Genomic DNA, 16,322 nt, shown 5'->3' with positions numbered 1-16,322 from the left:
ATGGATAAACACCCCACCGTAATACGGAGAAACAAAGGTAACTTCCGATTTGATAAGTACGCATTGTCGTTGGCACAATGCGTAGTGATTTAAGGTGTTTACAAGAAGGTCACGGTTGAATATTAAAAGCGACGTCACCGCGCTGCTTTTCAAGTGAATAGTCGATACAAATGAGCCCTGAAGTTGGGAACATTGGTGGCACCATCCCGGGAACAAACTCCGCCGTCAAATAGCCCACTAACGGCAGATGAGAAACCAGCAAAACCGAATCCAGCTTTTCCAAATCGGCTACGGCTTGTAGGTAATCCGCAACCTCTTCAGCTTGACCGTAAGGCGTAATATCTTCATTCGTTTCGATGCTTTTGGCACTTAAATAGGTCGAAATCTCTTGCCATGTTTGCTGGGCACGAATGTATGGGCTAACGATTACCTTATCAAACTGCTGGAATCCTTGCTGAGCACAAGCCTTCGCAACTGCAACTGAAGCGCTTCGGCCTCGGTCGGTTAACTCACGCTCTGCGTCACTGGGCGCGTAATGCTCCGCTTCTCCGTGACGCATGATAAAAATTTTCATGGCTTCATCCTAAACTATTCTCTGAATTATTATTGGTGATCAGAATTAATATTATTTGAATTGTCGCCCACACAATGCGCGTTGGGAGCTTCAAATCGATCACTCTCATCAATAATTATATCAAGTACTGTGGCAAAGACTCAGACTTCGTTAACACTCTTTGCGACAAATCCCACAGCCAGCGAAACCCTATTTTGCTCAGATTTCTCAAACAGATAGTTTGCACTGATGGATATCCGAGTCATAATTATTAGGGCCTGTTGACATTATCAATACTGAATTGGCTTACACATAATTACCTCATCGGAGACAATCACGTGCACATCAGCCCCAATGATAGCAATACATACCGTTACCTCACTTTACCTAATGGTATCAGAGTGTTGCTGACGCATGACGTCAATGCGCAAAAGAGTGCCGCGGCGTTGGCCGTCAACGTGGGCCACTTCGATGATCCTCAAGACCGAGAAGGGTTAGCCCACTATTTGGAACACATGCTATTTTTGGGGACCGAAAAGTACCCTAAAGTGGGCGAGTTTCAAAGTTATATCAATCAACATGGTGGCAGCAACAATGCATGGACTGGGACCGAACATACTTGTTTCTTTTTCGATGTATCCCCCAACGCTTTCCCATCAGCCTTAGATCGATTCAGTCAATTCTTTACCGCTCCACTGTTCAATCCGGAAGCATTGGATAAAGAACGCCAAGCGGTTGACTCTGAATACAAGTTGAAACTCAATGATGACTCGCGTCGCTTATATCAAGTCAATAAAGAAGTGATCAACCAAGCGCATCCGTTCAGTAAGTTTTCAGTTGGTAATCTGGAAACGCTGGGCGATCGGGACGGCAAATCCATTCGAGATGAGATAATCGACTTCCACTATTCGCATTACTCTGCGGATCTGATGACATTGGCCATCATTGGTCCACAAGAGCTTGATGAGCTTCAAACCCTGTGCGAAGAGATGTTTAACGACATTCCCAATCACCAACTTGCGGGCAAAAAAATCGATGCTGAATACTCGGACGCTGATTCAACTGCAATTTCGGTGCATGTAGAACCGATAAAAGATCTGCGCAAGCTGATTCTCGCCTTCCCAATGCTTGGTATGGATGAGTACTACCAAACCAAACCACTCTCTTACTTCGCGCACCTGCTGGGAGATGAAGGACCTGGAAGCCTGATGGTCGCACTCAAAGAGCAAGGCTGGATTACATCCCTCTCCGCAGGTGGAGGCGCGAGCGGCAGTAACTATCGGGATTTCACCATTAGTTGCTCACTGACGCAGGAAGGGATGTCGCATACAGACGATATCATTCAGTCGGTATTCAGCTACATAACCCTTATCAAGACACAAGGTATGGATGAATGGCGATACCTCGAGAAAAAAGCTGTTCTTGAATCTGCATTTCGCTTTCAAGAGCCCACAAGACCACTTGATCTGGTCAGCCACCTTGTCATTAATATGCAGCACTATCAGGCCGAAGATGTGGTTTACGGCGACTACATGATGCAAGGCTATAACGAGCAACTACTCACTTCTCTGACTGATTATTTCTCAGTCGACAATCTTCGTGTCACACTGATTGCTCAAGGGCTAGATTACGATAAAGAAGCAAAGTGGTACTTCACACCCTACGCGGTTCACCCGATTAGTGACCAGCTGCGATCACATTATCAACAGCCATCACCGCTCAAATTTTCTCTGCCCGATAAAAACCCTTTCATTTGCTACGATCTCGACCCTCAACCCATTGAGGGCAATGACACTGTGCCTCAAGTGATTGAAGAGTTACCCGGCTTTAAGCTTTGGCATTTACAAGACACCGAATACCGAGTACCGAAAGGCGTCTTGTACGTTGCTATCGACAGCCCCCAAGCGGTTTCAACCCCGACAAACATCGTAAAAACAAGACTTTGCGTTGAGATGTTCTTAGACAGCTTGGCAAAAGAGACATACCAAGCAGAAATTGCGGGCATGGGTTACAACATGTACGCCCATCAAGGTGGCGTTACCTTAACCGTGTCGGGTTTCACCCAGAAGCAACCTGAATTAATGCAACTCATTTTGCAGCGCTTTGCTAAACGGGACTTTAGTCAGCAACGCTTTGACACGATAAAAACGCAAATGCTAAGAAATTGGCGCAATGCTTCGCAAGATCGTCCAATTTCGCAGCTCTTTAATGCTCTAACCGGAATTTTACAACCGAACAATCCCCCCTACTCGGTGCTAGTCGACGCGTTAGAGTCCATAAGCGTTGAAGAGTTGTCCAGCTTTGTTGAAGACATTCTTTCCGAGTTGCATGTTGAGATGTTTGTGTATGGTGACTGGACGAAAAAAGAAGCGCTCAGCCTCGGTAATACGCTAAAAGACGCGCTAAGAGTCAAGAATCAACAGTACGAAGAATCGTTACGACCGCTTGTCATGTTGGGTAAAAACGGGTCGTTTCAGCGGGAAGTATTTTGTGACCAAGAAGACTCAGCCGTGGTGCTTTACTATCAATGTGAAGATAAGAGCCCCCGTAGTATTGCACTGTATTCACTGGCCAACCACTTAATGTCGGCGACGTTTTTCCATGAGATTCGAACAAAGCAGCAGCTTGGCTACATGGTAGGCACAGGGAACTTACCACTAAACAAACATCCAGGTATTGTGCTCTATGTTCAATCACCCAATGCCGCTCCAAGCGAGCTGATTCAGTCCATTGATGAGTTTTTAAACGCCTTTTATATGGTCCTACTCGAGCTAAATGAATACCAGTGGCATAGCAGTAAACGAGGGCTATGGAACCAAATCGCGGCACCCGATACGACATTGAGGTCTCGGGCACAGCGGTTGTGGGTTGCGATTGGTAACAAAGATCTCGACTTTAACCAAAAAGAAAAAGTGCTAGAAGAACTCAAAACTCTGGATCGCTCCGACATGATTCGTTTTGTTGTCAACGAGCTCAAACCTCGTACCGCCAATAGACTCATAATGCACACGCAAGGCAATGCGCACCACGAGTCAGAGAAACTCGAGCTTGGCTCTGAGATCGGATCAATTGAAGAGTTTCAGTTAAGACCAAAAGACATCGAACTCGGTTAACTCGTGACGCCATTAACTCGCTTGTTCAGATTCAACAATCTTCTTTAACGAATGTGGGTGTAGCTTGATGCACACCCCGTTTCGTTTAAATGCCACCGTCGGATTGTTCAAACGTTCCCCTTCTCCTTTTGGGCTTGAGAGCTTGATTTTCACACCTTGCTCCGGCAAAACATCATACTTCTCAGCGAAACATGGAAATTGGCGCTTGAGATCTGCCAAATATTCTTCCGCCGTTTTAGCTTGAGATGGTACAACAAACTCCACATGCTCCCAGCTTTGTTCGGGGTAGTACTTACCCTCTGCGGGATAGGGTAGCTCCAAGCACTCGATTTTCCACTCTAATGCGTTAAGTGGCTGATTGAATTCAAGAACGATGATCGGTCGACCATTGATCATCGCGTTCGAAATTTCTTTCCCTGCTTTTAGCCATTCTTGATGGGCTAAATGTGCCAATTCTGCTTCGTTGATGCGCAGCGCAATATGATCTGCTTGAAAATCCGACAAATTAATATGCAAGATTTCGCCTAACTGTTGGATTTTATGCATAAAATCGTGCAATTTTTGCTTCATCTGTTGGGGCATTAATTCAGCATCAATCAGTCTTTGAGACATTTAATTTCACCTAAAACATTAATTTTTCTTCAATACTAACAAGATCATCAGGAAAAGTAGAAAATTTCCCAGTTCACTCCCTATAAGGAATCCAATAAAGTTGCTATTATGTGCTCCAAATTATGAACTAGATCGAGATATACATTCATTCCATTTCGGTGGATATTATTCAGGCAACGACTGCAAGCCTATCAATAGCGAATGTATACCCAACCAATTCCCTAGAATTGAAGGAAGCGCGTGTGAATATCCAAGCACTTATTAATGACAAAGTTTCTCAGGCTCTAGAAGCCGCTGGCGCACCTGCAGGCAGCCCTGCCGCAGTCCGCCAATCTGCAAAACCACAGTTTGGTGATTACCAAGCGAATGGCGTAATGGGCGTAGCGAAAAAGCTAGGCACAAACCCACGCGAATTTGCACAGAAAGTATTGGATGTTCTGGACCTAGACGGTATCGCAAGCAAGACTGAAATAGCAGGTCCTGGTTTCATTAACATCTTCCTAAGTGAAGAGTTTCTAGCGAAGCAAGCCGAGTCTGCATTGGCAGATGCTCGCCTAGGTGTCGCGAAAGAAGAACAGCAAACGATCGTTGCTGACTACTCTGCGCCAAACGTTGCTAAAGAAATGCACGTCGGTCACCTACGTTCAACCATCATCGGTGACGCAGTTGTTCGTACTCTTGAATTCCTAGGTCACAAAGTGATCCGTGCTAACCACATCGGTGACTGGGGTACTCAGTTTGGCATGCTTATCGCTAACCTGGAACGCGTACAAAAAGAGTCTGGCGAAGTTTCAATGGAACTGTCTGACCTTGAAGCCTTCTACCGCGAATCGAAAAAGCTCTACGACGAAGACGAAGAGTTCGCCCTTCGCGCACGTAACTACGTAGTGAAACTACAAAGCGGCGACGAATACTGCGCTGAGATGTGGAAGAAACTGGTTGACGTTACTATGGTTCAAAACCAACGTAACTACGACCGCCTAAACGTATCTCTAACGCGTGACGATGTTATGGGCGAAAGCATGTACAACGACATGCTACCTGGCATTGTTGCCGATCTGAAAGAGCGTGGTATTGCTCAAGAAGATGATGGTGCTCAAGTTGTCTTCCTAGAAGAATACAAGAACAAAGATGGCGAAGCGATGGGTGTTATCATCCAAAAACGTGATGGTGGCTTCCTATACACCACGACGGATATTGCTTGTGCTAAGTACCGGTACGAAACACTAGGCGCAAACCGCGTACTTTACTTCATCGACTCACGTCAACATCAGCACCTAATGCAAGCTTGGACTATCGTTCGTAAAGCGGGTTATGTGCCAGAAGAAGTATCACTTGAGCACCACGCGTTCGGCATGATGCTAGGTAAAGACGGTCGTCCATTTAAGACTCGTGCAGGTGGTACGGTTCGTCTTGCTGATCTATTAGATGAAGCAGAAGAGCGCGCAATCAAGCTGATCGAATCTAAGAACGCAGGTCTTGATTCAGAAGAGAAAGTCAAAATCGCTAACACTGTTGCTATGGCAGCGGTTAAGTATGCTGACCTGTCTAAGCACCGTACAACAGACTACGTGTTTGACTGGGACAACATGCTAGCGTTTGAAGGCAACACGGCGCCTTACATGCAGTACGCTTACACTCGTGTCTCTTCTATCTTCGCTAAAGCAGGTATCTCTATGGATAACCTAGCAGGCGAAATCAAAGTGACTGAAGAGAAAGAAAAAGCGCTTATCGCTAAACTGCTACAGTTTGAAGAAGCGGTACAATCTGTTGCTCGTGAAGGTCAACCACACATCATGTGTAGCTACCTATTCGAACTAGCTGGTCAGTTCTCTAGCTTCTACGAAGCGTGCCCTATTCTTAACACTGAAGACGATTCAGTGAAGCAGAGCCGCCTGAAACTTGCAGCACTGACTGCGAAGACGATTAAGCAAGGTCTATCTCTACTAGGTATCGAAACGCTAGAGCGCATGTAATTAAGCATCAAGCTTTTAGATAATCAGAAAGGTTGGCGTGAAAGCGTCAACCTTTTGTTTTATCTGGCGTATACTGACGTCATTCAATTCAAAATGGAAAACAATAATGAGTTTTGAACTGCACCCTCAATTGGCAAAAGATACCACCATCATTGGCCACTTTCCGCTGTGTGTTGCACTGCTGCATAAAGACAATGCAGTGCCTTGGGTCATCTTGGTGCCTAAGCGTGCCAATCTAAAAGAGCTGCATCACTTACCAATGCAAGAACAGCAGCAATTTTTGCATGAATCTCAAGCGGTAAGCCAAGCGCTAGAAGCGACCTTCCAGCCAAAGAAACTCAACCTCGGCGCGCTTGGTAACATGGTTCCTCAACTCCACATCCATCACATCGCTCGATTTGAAGACGACATTGCATGGCCAGGGCCGGTATGGGGAAATACCAAGGGAAAGTTTCGGACTGAGCAAGAGCAGTCTGAGATCCAAACAAGAATCGGCAACGTCCTTTCATTAAGTAAGCTGTTCACTCGCGCATAAAAAAAAGCCGTTCTATTGCTAGAACGGCCCATTTAATTGGCTCGACTACATTGTCACTGTCACGGCTAAAGCATTACGTGCAACCATTGAGTAACGCACACGAGTGATATGATTCGCCGCATTGGTATCAACCAAGCGAGATATCACCCCTTTCCTAATCCAAACGGATAGCATGGCATCCACCCCATCTTCGCTCAGCGCAAACTGCTTGGCTAATTCACGTTGAGAAGCAGTGCCGTTGCGCTCGATGTAGTACTTTAACTCAGACAATATCATGCGACTTGCACCTCAAGCTCTGGCTGCGCCTTCTGACCAGCTCTTTTCAATAGCTTGAAAACGATCAAACTTGTCAACATCACACCACCAATCCAAGCTGCGCTGGTTACTGGATGATCAGCAAAGTGAGTTACTTGGTAATAGAGGGCGGCACTTCCATAGGCCAGTCCCATCGTCCAAACCGCAATAAATCTCGCGTATTTGCTGCCAAATTCACGCACATAAGCTCCCATTGCCGCGACACAAGGAGTGTAGAGCAAGATAAACAGTAAATAGGCAAATGCAGCGTGACCAGAAGCGAAGTGGGACTTTAGATTACCAAAGATAGACGCATCAACTTCCTGCTCTTGCGCAACAGCTTGGCTGTTTGTCAAATCACCAACCTCAATACCGAGTGGGTCTGAGTAACTCAAGCCGGAAAGGTTATCAGGGATTGACATTACGGCCTCTTCAAGACTTGCGATTAAATCATACTCACCCGCTTCATCTTCTGCTGGTGCGTAGAGACTATTGAGAGTCCCGACAACCGCTTCTTTAGCAAAAATACCCGTAATAATACCCACCGTTGCTGGCCAGTTGTCGTTCTCGATACCGATAGGAGCAAAGACTGGTGTGACGACTTGGGATACTTTGGAGAGTACCGAGTTATCGCTATCTTCGTTGCCAAATGTTCCATCTGTGCCAACAGAATTGAGGAAGCTAAGGATGGTCACTACCACCACTATGGTTTTTCCCGCCCCCAAAACAAAGCGCTTCAGTTTTTGCCAAGTCTTAATCACCACATTACGCATGGTCGGCAATTCATAGTCTGGCATTTCCATAACCAAACTATCGCTAGAACCGGGATAGATGGTGTGCTTGAGCACGAGGCCCGTCAACACAGCGGCAAAAATACCGATTAAATACAGGGCGAAAACCACATTCTGACCACTCTCTGGAAAGAACGCCGCTGCAAACAATGCATAGACAGGCAGTCGCGCACCACATGACATAAATGGCGCCATAGAGGCAGCTAGCTTACGTTCACGCTCTTGATCCAATGTACGCGTCGCCATTATTGATGGGACGTTACAACCAAACCCAAGAACAAGCGGAACAAAGGCTTTTCCCGGCAAGCCGATTTTTTGCATCACTTTGTCTAATACAAACGCAGCACGAGACATGTAACCTGAGCTTTCAAGCACAGCAAGGAACAAGTACAAACAAGCGATAACGGGAATAAAGGTGGCTACCGTTTGAATACCCCCACCTAAACCATCAGCGATTAAAGTCACCAACCAAACAGGGAGATGGCTATCCAACAAATAATGCCCGCCATCAACCAGCAAGGCTCCCACGCCAATATCGAAGAAATCGATAAATGCGCCACCAATGTTGATAGAGAACATGAACATTAAATACATCACCACAAAGAAAAACGGCACGCCAATCCATTTATTCAAGATGATGCTATCCACTTTTTCGGTAAAACTGTGGCTAAGTTTTCCCTCACTACGACGCACTTTTTTACATTGGTCATGCAAAAAGGTGTACTTCGTATCTGCAACCAACAAATCAATGTCGATGCTCACTTGAGATTGCGTACTAATCACCCGCTCTCTCTCTTGCTGTGACAATGCGTTGAGTACGAGGCGATCATTTTCTAGAGCACGAATAGCCATCGCTCGCGCCGCAACATCTCTCTCTTCAGCGAATACTGGCTCCAACTCTTTAATGGCGCTTTCAAACTCAAAACCATAGTCCAAACGCAACTCATCCAACGCAACCCCTTGCACGACGGCTTTGTGAAGCCGATCTTTTAGAGTGAGCACCTGGCTTCGACTGTTGGCTGAGATAGCAAAGACTGGGCAACCCAACATGTTTTCAAGCGCTTTGATGTCGATCGTTTGCCGCTCGCGCTTCAGTGCATCCATCTTGTTCAACACAACAATCATAGGACGACCCAGTTCACGCAGCTGAAGAGTCATATAGAGACTGCGTTCAAGGCAGGTGGCATCAACGACATTAATGATCAGATCCGCTGGATGAGTTAATACTGCTCTAGAAGCGATAGATTCATCGATACTGTTACTGTCATTGCCGCTATCAAGCGCATAGATACCGGGTAAGTCTGTCAAAGAAAATTGATCCCCAGAGTGGAAGAACTTACCGGTTTTCTTTTCGACCGTTACGCCCGCCCAGTTGCCAACCTGCTGCTTGGCCCCTGTTAGCCCATTAAAGAGTGTTGTTTTACCACTGTTCGGGTTACCTACAGTGAGAATTTGATAGTCCACTAGTTCACCTCCACGCTAATTGCACTGGCAATATTTTCGCGAACAGCAAGTGATACACCACGAACTTCAACTTGAAGTGGGTCGCCCATTGGCGCTCGGCGAATCAAAGTCACCGATGTTTGTGGCAACAGCCCCATCACCATAAGTTTTTTTCTCACATCAATAGAGAGCTCATTGAATCCAGTAATAATGGCTTTTTGCCCTTGTTGTAGTTCTGATAATGTCATAAACAGGCCAGCTATATACAAATGAAAAGTATTTTTATTAACGCTTCTAATAGTACTTCCTTCAAATGTAACAATTCTTGTCTGAAATCAATCTTTGCACTTTTGAAAATGTCATTTTCGTTAAAAGAAACGTCGTCAAAAACGTTAAAAACTAGAAATGAAAAAGGAAGTAGAATTACCAAAAACAAAAAAAACCAGACAGAATTGACTTTTAATCCTTTAAATTCATAGGGTTAAATAACTTGTCGCTTTTCTTATGTAATACTGGCGTTAATTTTATAAGTAAAAAAAGGCCAAGGATTTATAGTTAATCACGTCGAGAGGGAGACCTTAAGACAAGAATTCCAGAGGTGGCGCATCCAGCGTCACTCCGGCAGCAAGCGAAGGTGTCATTGGCACCCGTGGTATAGTCCCCCCGGCTATACCACGATATTTTTTTCATCTCATCTCAATTGTTACACTTCAAACCTCAATCCACTGACTAGCTTCAACCACTAAGTTTTCGTCTAAGATAACTATTGAACGTATAATCATTTTTGCGCAATAAGACTGCTACGATGTAGTTCTATGGCTTAATTCGGTTGTAGATTTCGGGATTAGAGCTTACGACGAAAAAGGACACGAAGTCCTTCTCTAGCCAAGATAAAGTGGACTTTACGACTCTTGCTGCTCAACAAACTGCGTAGGTGGGACGCCAAAGCGATGTTTGAAACGTTGACTAAAATAGGAAGGGTCGTTGAATCCGCACTCAAAGGCAACGTCAGACACTTTCTCGCCAGCCAATAAACGGCGACAAGCTTGATCCAGGCGCACCTCCGTTAAATATTCAGTGAAGGTTTTTTCAATCGCAGCTTTGACTCGTCTCTGTAAACTACGCTCTGAAACATACAACATCTTCGCTGCAACAGACGTACTGAATTCTGGGTCAGAGTAGCTCTCTTGCACTAATGCTTTTACTTTTATGAGCCATGGGTCTTCAGCTGGCGCTTCAAGGCGGTCTTCCTCAGTAGGTAGCTCGATCACTGACTCTTCATCAAACGATTCACTGCCCTGCCAAGTGATTTCCATTAGATTTCGCTCAACCGAACTGTGAGTGCTAATAGAACCACCACTTTGATCAACCAAGGAATGAAGGGTTTGCAGGGTTGAAGAGTGACTGTAGTTTTCTAGTGACTCACCTTGTTCAACAACCGACAGTGTCACCCACTGCTCTTCTTTACGTATCGAGATGATCACGACTTGGTTTCGGTAACAACGTTTGGTAATGCTATCCAGTAACGTATTGAGCAACTCGTCGAGATTAAACGTCGCCAGAGTGATATAATGATCCGAGTCATCATTACGCTGAAATTCAACCTGAATACCCGATTTAATCAATTCTTCTTCCCAACCATTCAGTACCGAGTGCAAAATCAAATTGAGGTTGTAAACCGGAACCGCTTGACCATTGGTTGTTCTGACATGGAGTAGTAGATCCAACTCTTTGACCAGATAATTAAGCATATGTTGATGACCACCACTCTGCTCTGAAGGGTGCTCTACGGACGAACTGATCAGACGTTGTTTCATCGCCTCAATAGACTGCGTTGTGATTAAGCGTCGAATTTGCAGCTGCTTTCTTAATTGCTGGTTATTACTCAACAAGATACGACTTTGGTGACGCAGCTGGTTGGTTTTCAGGGCTACCTGAGCTTTAAGCTGTCTGTTGGCTTTGGTCATGATTCGTGAACGCCAATAAACAATCGTGGCCAAAACAAACAGCGTTATAAGTGCATAGGCTAGAAGTGCATAAGTCGTTAAGAACCACGGTTTGGTAACATAAAACAGGAACTCGTTGCTTTGACCACGCTGGTTCGTGTTGATCACCGCTCTAACCTCTAGCCTGTAGTGGCCGGGCATCATATGGTCAATATTCAGCGTCGCGCCATCGAGAAGCTGCCACTGTTCCTCATTGAGACGGTACTCTACGGAGACTTTATTGACTTGAGGTAATACACCAAATTGGAACGATACCGATTCACCGTAGCCAACTTCTAATAGTTGCTCTGAGGTTTCACCGAGCGAATGAAGGGTTTGATTGACTTTTACTTGGCTAATGATGACTTTAATATCAGGCAAACGGCTCACAACCAGTTCGTGAGTATTCACTTTAATCAAACTCGATTTGGCTCCCAATAGCAGAGTACGCTCACTATCAATGCTGTAACTACACAGGCGTGGAGAAAACTCGTTGCTTATCAAACCAAAGGGCTCGCCGTAGTGGCGTATCAGGTCGCCCTGCTCAGAATATCGTGTAAATCCAGCAGATGACGTCAGCCAAATGCCATCTTGATTTTTGATTAAGCACTTGGACGTGATGTGTCCATCAAGTAAAGGAATCGGATCGACATGTCCGTTGTAGAGACCAAAACGATAAAGGCCGTAGCGGCTGGCAACCCAAACTTGCTCATCCGCAACCTGAACAAGATTAATGACCAATCCAAACGGAACACTCTCACCTACGAAGTTCACTTGCCCGTCGCGCATTACATACACTCCGTGCTCTGTACCCAGAACCAGATGACCTTGAGACGTAACCATCATTTGCGTGAGCTGAGCAGGCAAGTATCTTTTAATCATCCACTCAGAGCCATATTGCGTCAGCGTATTGGTCGTCATCTCATAACTCCACAGCTGCTGATCGCTTGCTCCCCACAACAGCCCCTTTCCATCCAATTCGAGCAGTTTGGTTGGGAAAGACTTCAGATAGATAGGTAGATTGTCATCTTTAATAACCTGCCCAGTCATCGAGTCGACACACACTATCCCGTTGTTTGTCGCAAGCCACAAGACACCATTGTGTTCAACCAAATCGTGCACTTTCCCTCGGTAAAAAAGCTCGCGTCTGCTGACTTTATTCAAGCTCAATCGATACACGCCATTATCACTGATCATCCAATAACCGTCTTTGGTCTTCATACGAGTCAGATAACGAGGCTCGTCCATGGATAAATTCGTCGAGAGTAGACGATCGGGGAATCGTTCGAACTTGTGCGAAAAAAGCGAGAAGTAACGCACCCCTCGATCGGTCGCAATCCAAATACCACCAGATTGATCGTTTAGCAGCGCATATATTTTGCCTTGGCTGACAACATTGTCATTGAAGCCAGAGGACGTCAGACGCTTACTTTCGCCAGTCAAAAAGGAATAGACAACGAGACCTTTCTCGGTCCCGATCCAGTATTCTTGACTCGTTTCAGCGATACTTAGCACATGTGAGCCGGGTATCTTTTGTATGGGTTTGTTGGGGTTTTGGATATCAAAGATCAAAGCGCCCTTAAGTGAGCCGATCACAAGTTCTCGACGCTTGTCAGAAAAGTAGATCTTTTCAACGTGCTTTTTCCCTGAACTCGCTACATGTTCAAAGTTCTCATTCTGAGAAAGGTAAACCCCTGCGTTCGTACCTAACACCCATTTTGACAGGATGAATTTTGCGTCATTTATCTCAATCGATGCGGATTGGCTGTACTGATAAAGGGAAAGCAGCGAATAAGTATTGAAGCTGCCGCTATCAACGTCATAGGTGTAAAAACTAGTATCGTCAGAGAGCCAAATATAGCGCTTGGATGCCCCTATTCTCTTGATTTCGACGCCGGGTTGGAGACTGAAAATGAGCTCTCGCTCTTTATTTGGTTCAGTACGATAAATCTCATTGCGGAAAAATGACCAAAAAGCATTGTCTAAAAAGGCGACGCGATCAACCTCATGCTCCAACGCAGAGCCAGACTGAGGCATGATATTTTGACCATCAAAGAACAGTATTTGATTGCGAACATCTTGGAACCAAACGCCACCACCATCGGCTAAAAACAGATCCTTAGCGGCAAATACTTTTCCTTGGGCTTGTGTGGGTAACGGGTAGAAAACAGTTGGCGTTGACTCGACAGCACTGACGATAGGCGCCAACCAAATTAGAACCGTAACCCATAAGGCTCTTATCACCTAAACTTTCCCTAACAGCAATAGAATTGAAACAGAATAGTGTTCGTTCACTAATGGTAACGCCGAACAACTGAATATTTATTTTGTGAAGATAATTATCTAAGAATAGGGATAATAAACAAGTGAGTCTGCGACATTACGCTGACTTTTAAAGCGAAATTCACATCTAAATGGCTTGCTGAAGAAAAATGTTGAAAAAGGGAGCCAACGCTCCCTTTCATTTTACTCGTAACCTAAACAGCTGGAAAAGCTGTCGGCTAAGTTCTGCCTAAACTGAAAATAAGCTCCAGGCTCTACTGGCACCTCAGTACCCAGAGGGTCAAGGACTCCAACACGAGCGTCACTCCCTCGAGTAACAGATTTTACGACAGCAGGTGTAAATTGTGGCTCAGAGAAGACACAAATCGCCTGCTTAGAGGACAAGGCTTTACGAATTTTAATTAGTGTTTTTGCCCCCGGTTTTCTGTCAGGGCTTACCGTAAAGTGACCTAAGTGGTTCAGTTCAAAATCACTCTCAAAGTATCCGTACGCATCATGAAAAACGTAGTAACCTTTCTCTTTCACGGGAGTAAGCTGAGACATCAATGCCACTTGTTGCTTCTCTAGCTTTAGTAAGAACGCGGCCAAGTTATCCTGATATCGCGGAGCATTTTTCTCATCTAAACGACTCAACTTGGCAACGATCGCTTTTGCTACCTGCTGAGTGGTTTTGTAACCCAACCAAAAATGAGGGTCGTGGCTGCCATGATCATGGCCGTGATGGTCATGATGATCGCCGTTGTACTCTCGTAGCTCCAATCCATCAACGTCACTCAGAGTGAGTACGCGATCGCGATTTTCAAGAATTTTAGCAAGGAACGGTTCGAGGTCATTGCCAAACCAAACAATCATATCGGCACTTTGAATACGCTTTACGTCAGATGGTCTCAACGCGTAATCATGAGGGGAAGCATTCGCTGGGATCAAAACATCAACTTGGGACACTTCTTGCGTCAACTCGGTAGCTATCATTTGAATGGGTTTGATACTGGTTAACACGGTCGCAGCATTTGCACTAAATGCCGCCAATAAAACACTGGCAAAAGAAAAAATACGCTTCATAAAGGGAACAGTCGTCTAGTCTAACAAGGGATTAAATGTTACATTATAACATTAAGTAATTGCAAATGAGTGCTATTCATGTCGACATTGGTCGAACTCACTGACATCTGCGTTCAATTTGAAGAGCGCAAAGTTCTAGATAGAGTCTCTTTAAAACTGAACCGTGGAGAAATTACCACGTTAATCGGCCCTAATGGTGCAGGCAAATCAACGCTAGTAAAAGTGCTACTCGGTTTACAGCGCAAGTATCAAGGAAAAGTAACCAAGAGCAAAGGTCTAAAGATCGGCTACGTACCTCAAAAGCTCAAGCTTAATGATTCACTGCCGCTCAACGTAACAAGGTTTTTGAAACTCTCTGGCCGATTCAGCCAACAAGAGATCATAGAAGCATTGAAACTGGTTGGCGCCGAGCACTTGCTAACTTCAAACATGCACAGCCTATCAGGTGGTGAAAACCAGCGTGTCTTACTCGCTCGTGCTCTACTGCAACGTCCAGATTTATTGGTGCTTGATGAGCCAGCACAAGGCGTTGATGTTCAAGGGCAAATAGATCTTTATGATTTAATCGACACCATTCGCCATCGTTTCAATTGCGCCGTTTTTATGGTGTCTCATGATCTGCATCTTGTTATGGCGAAAACCGATGATGTCATTTGTTTGCATCATCACATTTGTTGCTCTGGATCGCCAGCAGCAATAAGCCAGCACCCAAGCTATATCGCACTCTTCGGCCATGGCTACCAAGAGGCGCTTGCTCTGTATAACCATCAGCATACTCACCACCACCATGATTTGGCAGGGCAACCAGTGTCTGGCGATGCTTCAAGCTGTTCACATCATTCACACGGACACCACCATGATTGAGTTTTTACTACCATCCCTGCTTGCTGGGCTTGGCATTGCCATCATTGCGGGCCCGCTTGGCTCCTTTGTCGTGTGGCGCAAAATGGCGTACTTCGGTGACACACTGGCACACGCATCACTCATGGGTATTGCATTTGGTTTTTTGCTGAATGTAAACCTCTATCTCGCACTGGTGGTTTGTTGTCTCGCTCTTGCGCTGATTCTGGTGACTCTGCAAAAACAACAACTGGTTGCGACGGATACCCTACTCGGCATTTTGGCCCATAGCGCTTTGTCTCTCGGTTTGGTTGCCGTTAGCTTTTTGGACGATGTACGAATTGATTTGATGAGCTACCTCTTCGGTGATTTGCTTTCCGTAACCCCCACCGACTTGATGTATATCTACGGCGGTGTGATTGTTGTTTCCACGATATTGGCAATCTTCTGGCGCTCGCTACTTGCGACAACTGTCAGTGAGGATTTAGCAGCGGTTGACGGCCATAATGTTGATTTGATGCGCCTTGTTTTGATGCTGATGGTCGGTTTGGTTATCGCTATTGGTATGAAGTTTGTCGGTGCGTTGATAATGACATCGCTATTGATTATTCCTGCTGCTGCTGCGCGTCGATTCTCATCAACGCCAGAACAGATGGCACTGTTGGCTTCACTTATTGGTGCTCTCGCTGTCGTGTTTGGTTTAAGCTTATCTTGGCACTTTGATACACCGGCAGGACCATCGGTAGTGATTAGCGCGACCGCCATGTTTATGCTCTCTCAACTAGTCAGAACCAAGGCATAAATAGAAAGCCGACGTAATATACGTCGGCTTTTC

Annotated in this window: 12 protein-coding genes; 5 read left to right on the top strand and 7 right to left on the bottom strand. The window is 45.4% G+C overall.

Annotation, left to right across the window (positions count from 1 at the left end; translation table 11 throughout):
- Positions 1–109 precede the first annotated feature (109 nt).
- Positions 110–574, bottom strand: coding sequence for a phosphohistidine phosphatase SixA (sixA, locus tag OH458_RS05395; protein ID WP_005471726.1), 465 nt, complete (start codon positions 572–574; stop codon positions 110–112).
- Between the two features lie 317 nt (positions 575–891).
- Between sixA and OH458_RS05390 the strand changes: the two genes are divergently transcribed.
- Entirely contained in the window at positions 892–3,666 is a 2,775-nt protein-coding gene (locus tag OH458_RS05390; protein WP_269977532.1) for an insulinase family protein, read from the top strand.
- A 12-nt stretch (positions 3,667–3,678) separates the two neighbouring features.
- On the opposite strand, the gene OH458_RS05385 is transcribed toward OH458_RS05390, so the two are convergent.
- Positions 3,679–4,278, bottom strand: coding sequence for a VOC family protein (locus tag OH458_RS05385; protein ID WP_269977531.1), 600 nt, complete (start codon positions 4,276–4,278; stop codon positions 3,679–3,681).
- A 242-nt stretch (positions 4,279–4,520) separates the two neighbouring features.
- Between OH458_RS05385 and argS the strand changes: the two genes are divergently transcribed.
- Both argS and OH458_RS05375 read left to right on the top strand, forming a co-directional pair.
- On the top strand, positions 4,521–6,254 hold the full coding sequence (gene argS / locus OH458_RS05380) for an arginine--tRNA ligase (protein ID WP_269977530.1): 1,734 nt from the start codon (positions 4,521–4,523) through the stop codon (positions 6,252–6,254).
- 106 nt (positions 6,255–6,360) lie between these two features.
- Positions 6,361–6,789: an HIT family protein gene (locus OH458_RS05375; protein WP_269977529.1), complete on the top strand. Its 429-nt coding sequence runs from the start codon at positions 6,361–6,363 to the stop codon at positions 6,787–6,789.
- Between the two features lie 45 nt (positions 6,790–6,834).
- On the opposite strand, the gene OH458_RS05370 is transcribed toward OH458_RS05375, so the two are convergent.
- The 5 genes from OH458_RS05370 to znuA all read right to left on the bottom strand — a co-directional run bounded on the left by OH458_RS05370 (position 6,835) and on the right by znuA (position 14,647).
- Complete coding sequence (locus OH458_RS05370; RefSeq protein ID WP_038191740.1) at positions 6,835–7,065, bottom strand: FeoC-like transcriptional regulator; 231 nt, start codon at positions 7,063–7,065, stop codon at positions 6,835–6,837.
- Positions 7,062–9,338, bottom strand: a complete 2,277-nt coding sequence (feoB, locus tag OH458_RS05365; RefSeq protein ID WP_269977528.1) for a Fe(2+) transporter permease subunit FeoB — start codon at positions 9,336–9,338, stop codon at positions 7,062–7,064. The genes OH458_RS05370 and feoB overlap by 4 nt, the downstream gene beginning before the upstream one ends.
- Positions 9,338–9,565, bottom strand: a complete 228-nt coding sequence (locus OH458_RS05360; protein ID WP_005471674.1) for a FeoA family protein — start codon at positions 9,563–9,565, stop codon at positions 9,338–9,340. The genes feoB and OH458_RS05360 overlap by 1 nt, the downstream gene beginning before the upstream one ends.
- Before the next feature lie 654 nt (positions 9,566–10,219).
- Positions 10,220–13,546 (bottom strand): helix-turn-helix domain-containing protein, encoded by a 3,327-nt coding sequence (locus OH458_RS05355; RefSeq protein ID WP_333482662.1) that lies wholly within the window; start codon positions 13,544–13,546, stop codon positions 10,220–10,222.
- A 222-nt stretch (positions 13,547–13,768) separates the two neighbouring features.
- The gene (gene znuA, locus OH458_RS05350) at positions 13,769–14,647 is read right to left on the bottom strand and encodes a zinc ABC transporter substrate-binding protein ZnuA (RefSeq protein ID WP_269977527.1); all 879 of its coding nucleotides are present in this window, start codon (positions 14,645–14,647) and stop codon (positions 13,769–13,771) included.
- Between the two features lie 78 nt (positions 14,648–14,725).
- Here znuA and znuC point away from each other — a divergent pair, with 78 nt between their 5' ends.
- Together znuC and znuB are read left to right on the top strand one after the other, a co-directional pair.
- Positions 14,726–15,511 carry a zinc ABC transporter ATP-binding protein ZnuC gene (gene znuC / locus OH458_RS05345; RefSeq protein WP_269977526.1) on the top strand — a complete coding sequence of 262 codons (786 nt, stop codon included), beginning with the start codon at positions 14,726–14,728 and terminating at the stop codon, positions 15,509–15,511.
- Positions 15,504–16,289 (top strand): zinc ABC transporter permease subunit ZnuB, encoded by a 786-nt coding sequence (gene znuB / locus OH458_RS05340; protein WP_269977525.1) that lies wholly within the window; start codon positions 15,504–15,506, stop codon positions 16,287–16,289. Before znuC ends, znuB begins: the two co-directional genes overlap by 8 nt.
- Positions 16,290–16,322: the final 33 nt, after the last annotated feature.

Origin of the sequence: Vibrio sp. MarTm2, assembly GCF_027587055.1 — a bacterium.
Taxonomy (GTDB): Bacteria; Pseudomonadota; Gammaproteobacteria; order Enterobacterales; family Vibrionaceae; genus Vibrio; species Vibrio sinaloensis_D.
The sequence above is the reverse complement of the archived record's forward strand: the minus strand, read 5'-3'. Positions and strand labels throughout refer to the sequence as shown.

Excerpts from the sequence above, each read along its gene's own strand:
- sixA (WP_005471726.1), bottom strand. The coding sequence starts at position 574 with ATGAAAATTTTTATCATGCGTCACGGAGAAGCGGAGCATTACGCGCCC.
- OH458_RS05385 (WP_269977531.1), bottom strand. The coding sequence starts at position 4,278 with ATGTCTCAAAGACTGATTGATGCTGAATTAATGCCCCAACAGATGAAG.
- OH458_RS05375 (WP_269977529.1), top strand. The coding sequence starts at position 6,361 with ATGAGTTTTGAACTGCACCCTCAATTGGCAAAAGATACCACCATCATT.
- OH458_RS05370 (WP_038191740.1), bottom strand. The coding sequence starts at position 7,065 with ATGATATTGTCTGAGTTAAAGTACTACATCGAGCGCAACGGCACTGCT.
- OH458_RS05360 (WP_005471674.1), bottom strand. The coding sequence starts at position 9,565 with ATGACATTATCAGAACTACAACAAGGGCAAAAAGCCATTATTACTGGA.
- znuA (WP_269977527.1), bottom strand. The coding sequence starts at position 14,647 with ATGAAGCGTATTTTTTCTTTTGCCAGTGTTTTATTGGCGGCATTTAGT.
- znuC (WP_269977526.1), top strand. The coding sequence starts at position 14,726 with ATGTCGACATTGGTCGAACTCACTGACATCTGCGTTCAATTTGAAGAG.
- znuB (WP_269977525.1), top strand. The coding sequence starts at position 15,504 with ATGATTGAGTTTTTACTACCATCCCTGCTTGCTGGGCTTGGCATTGCC.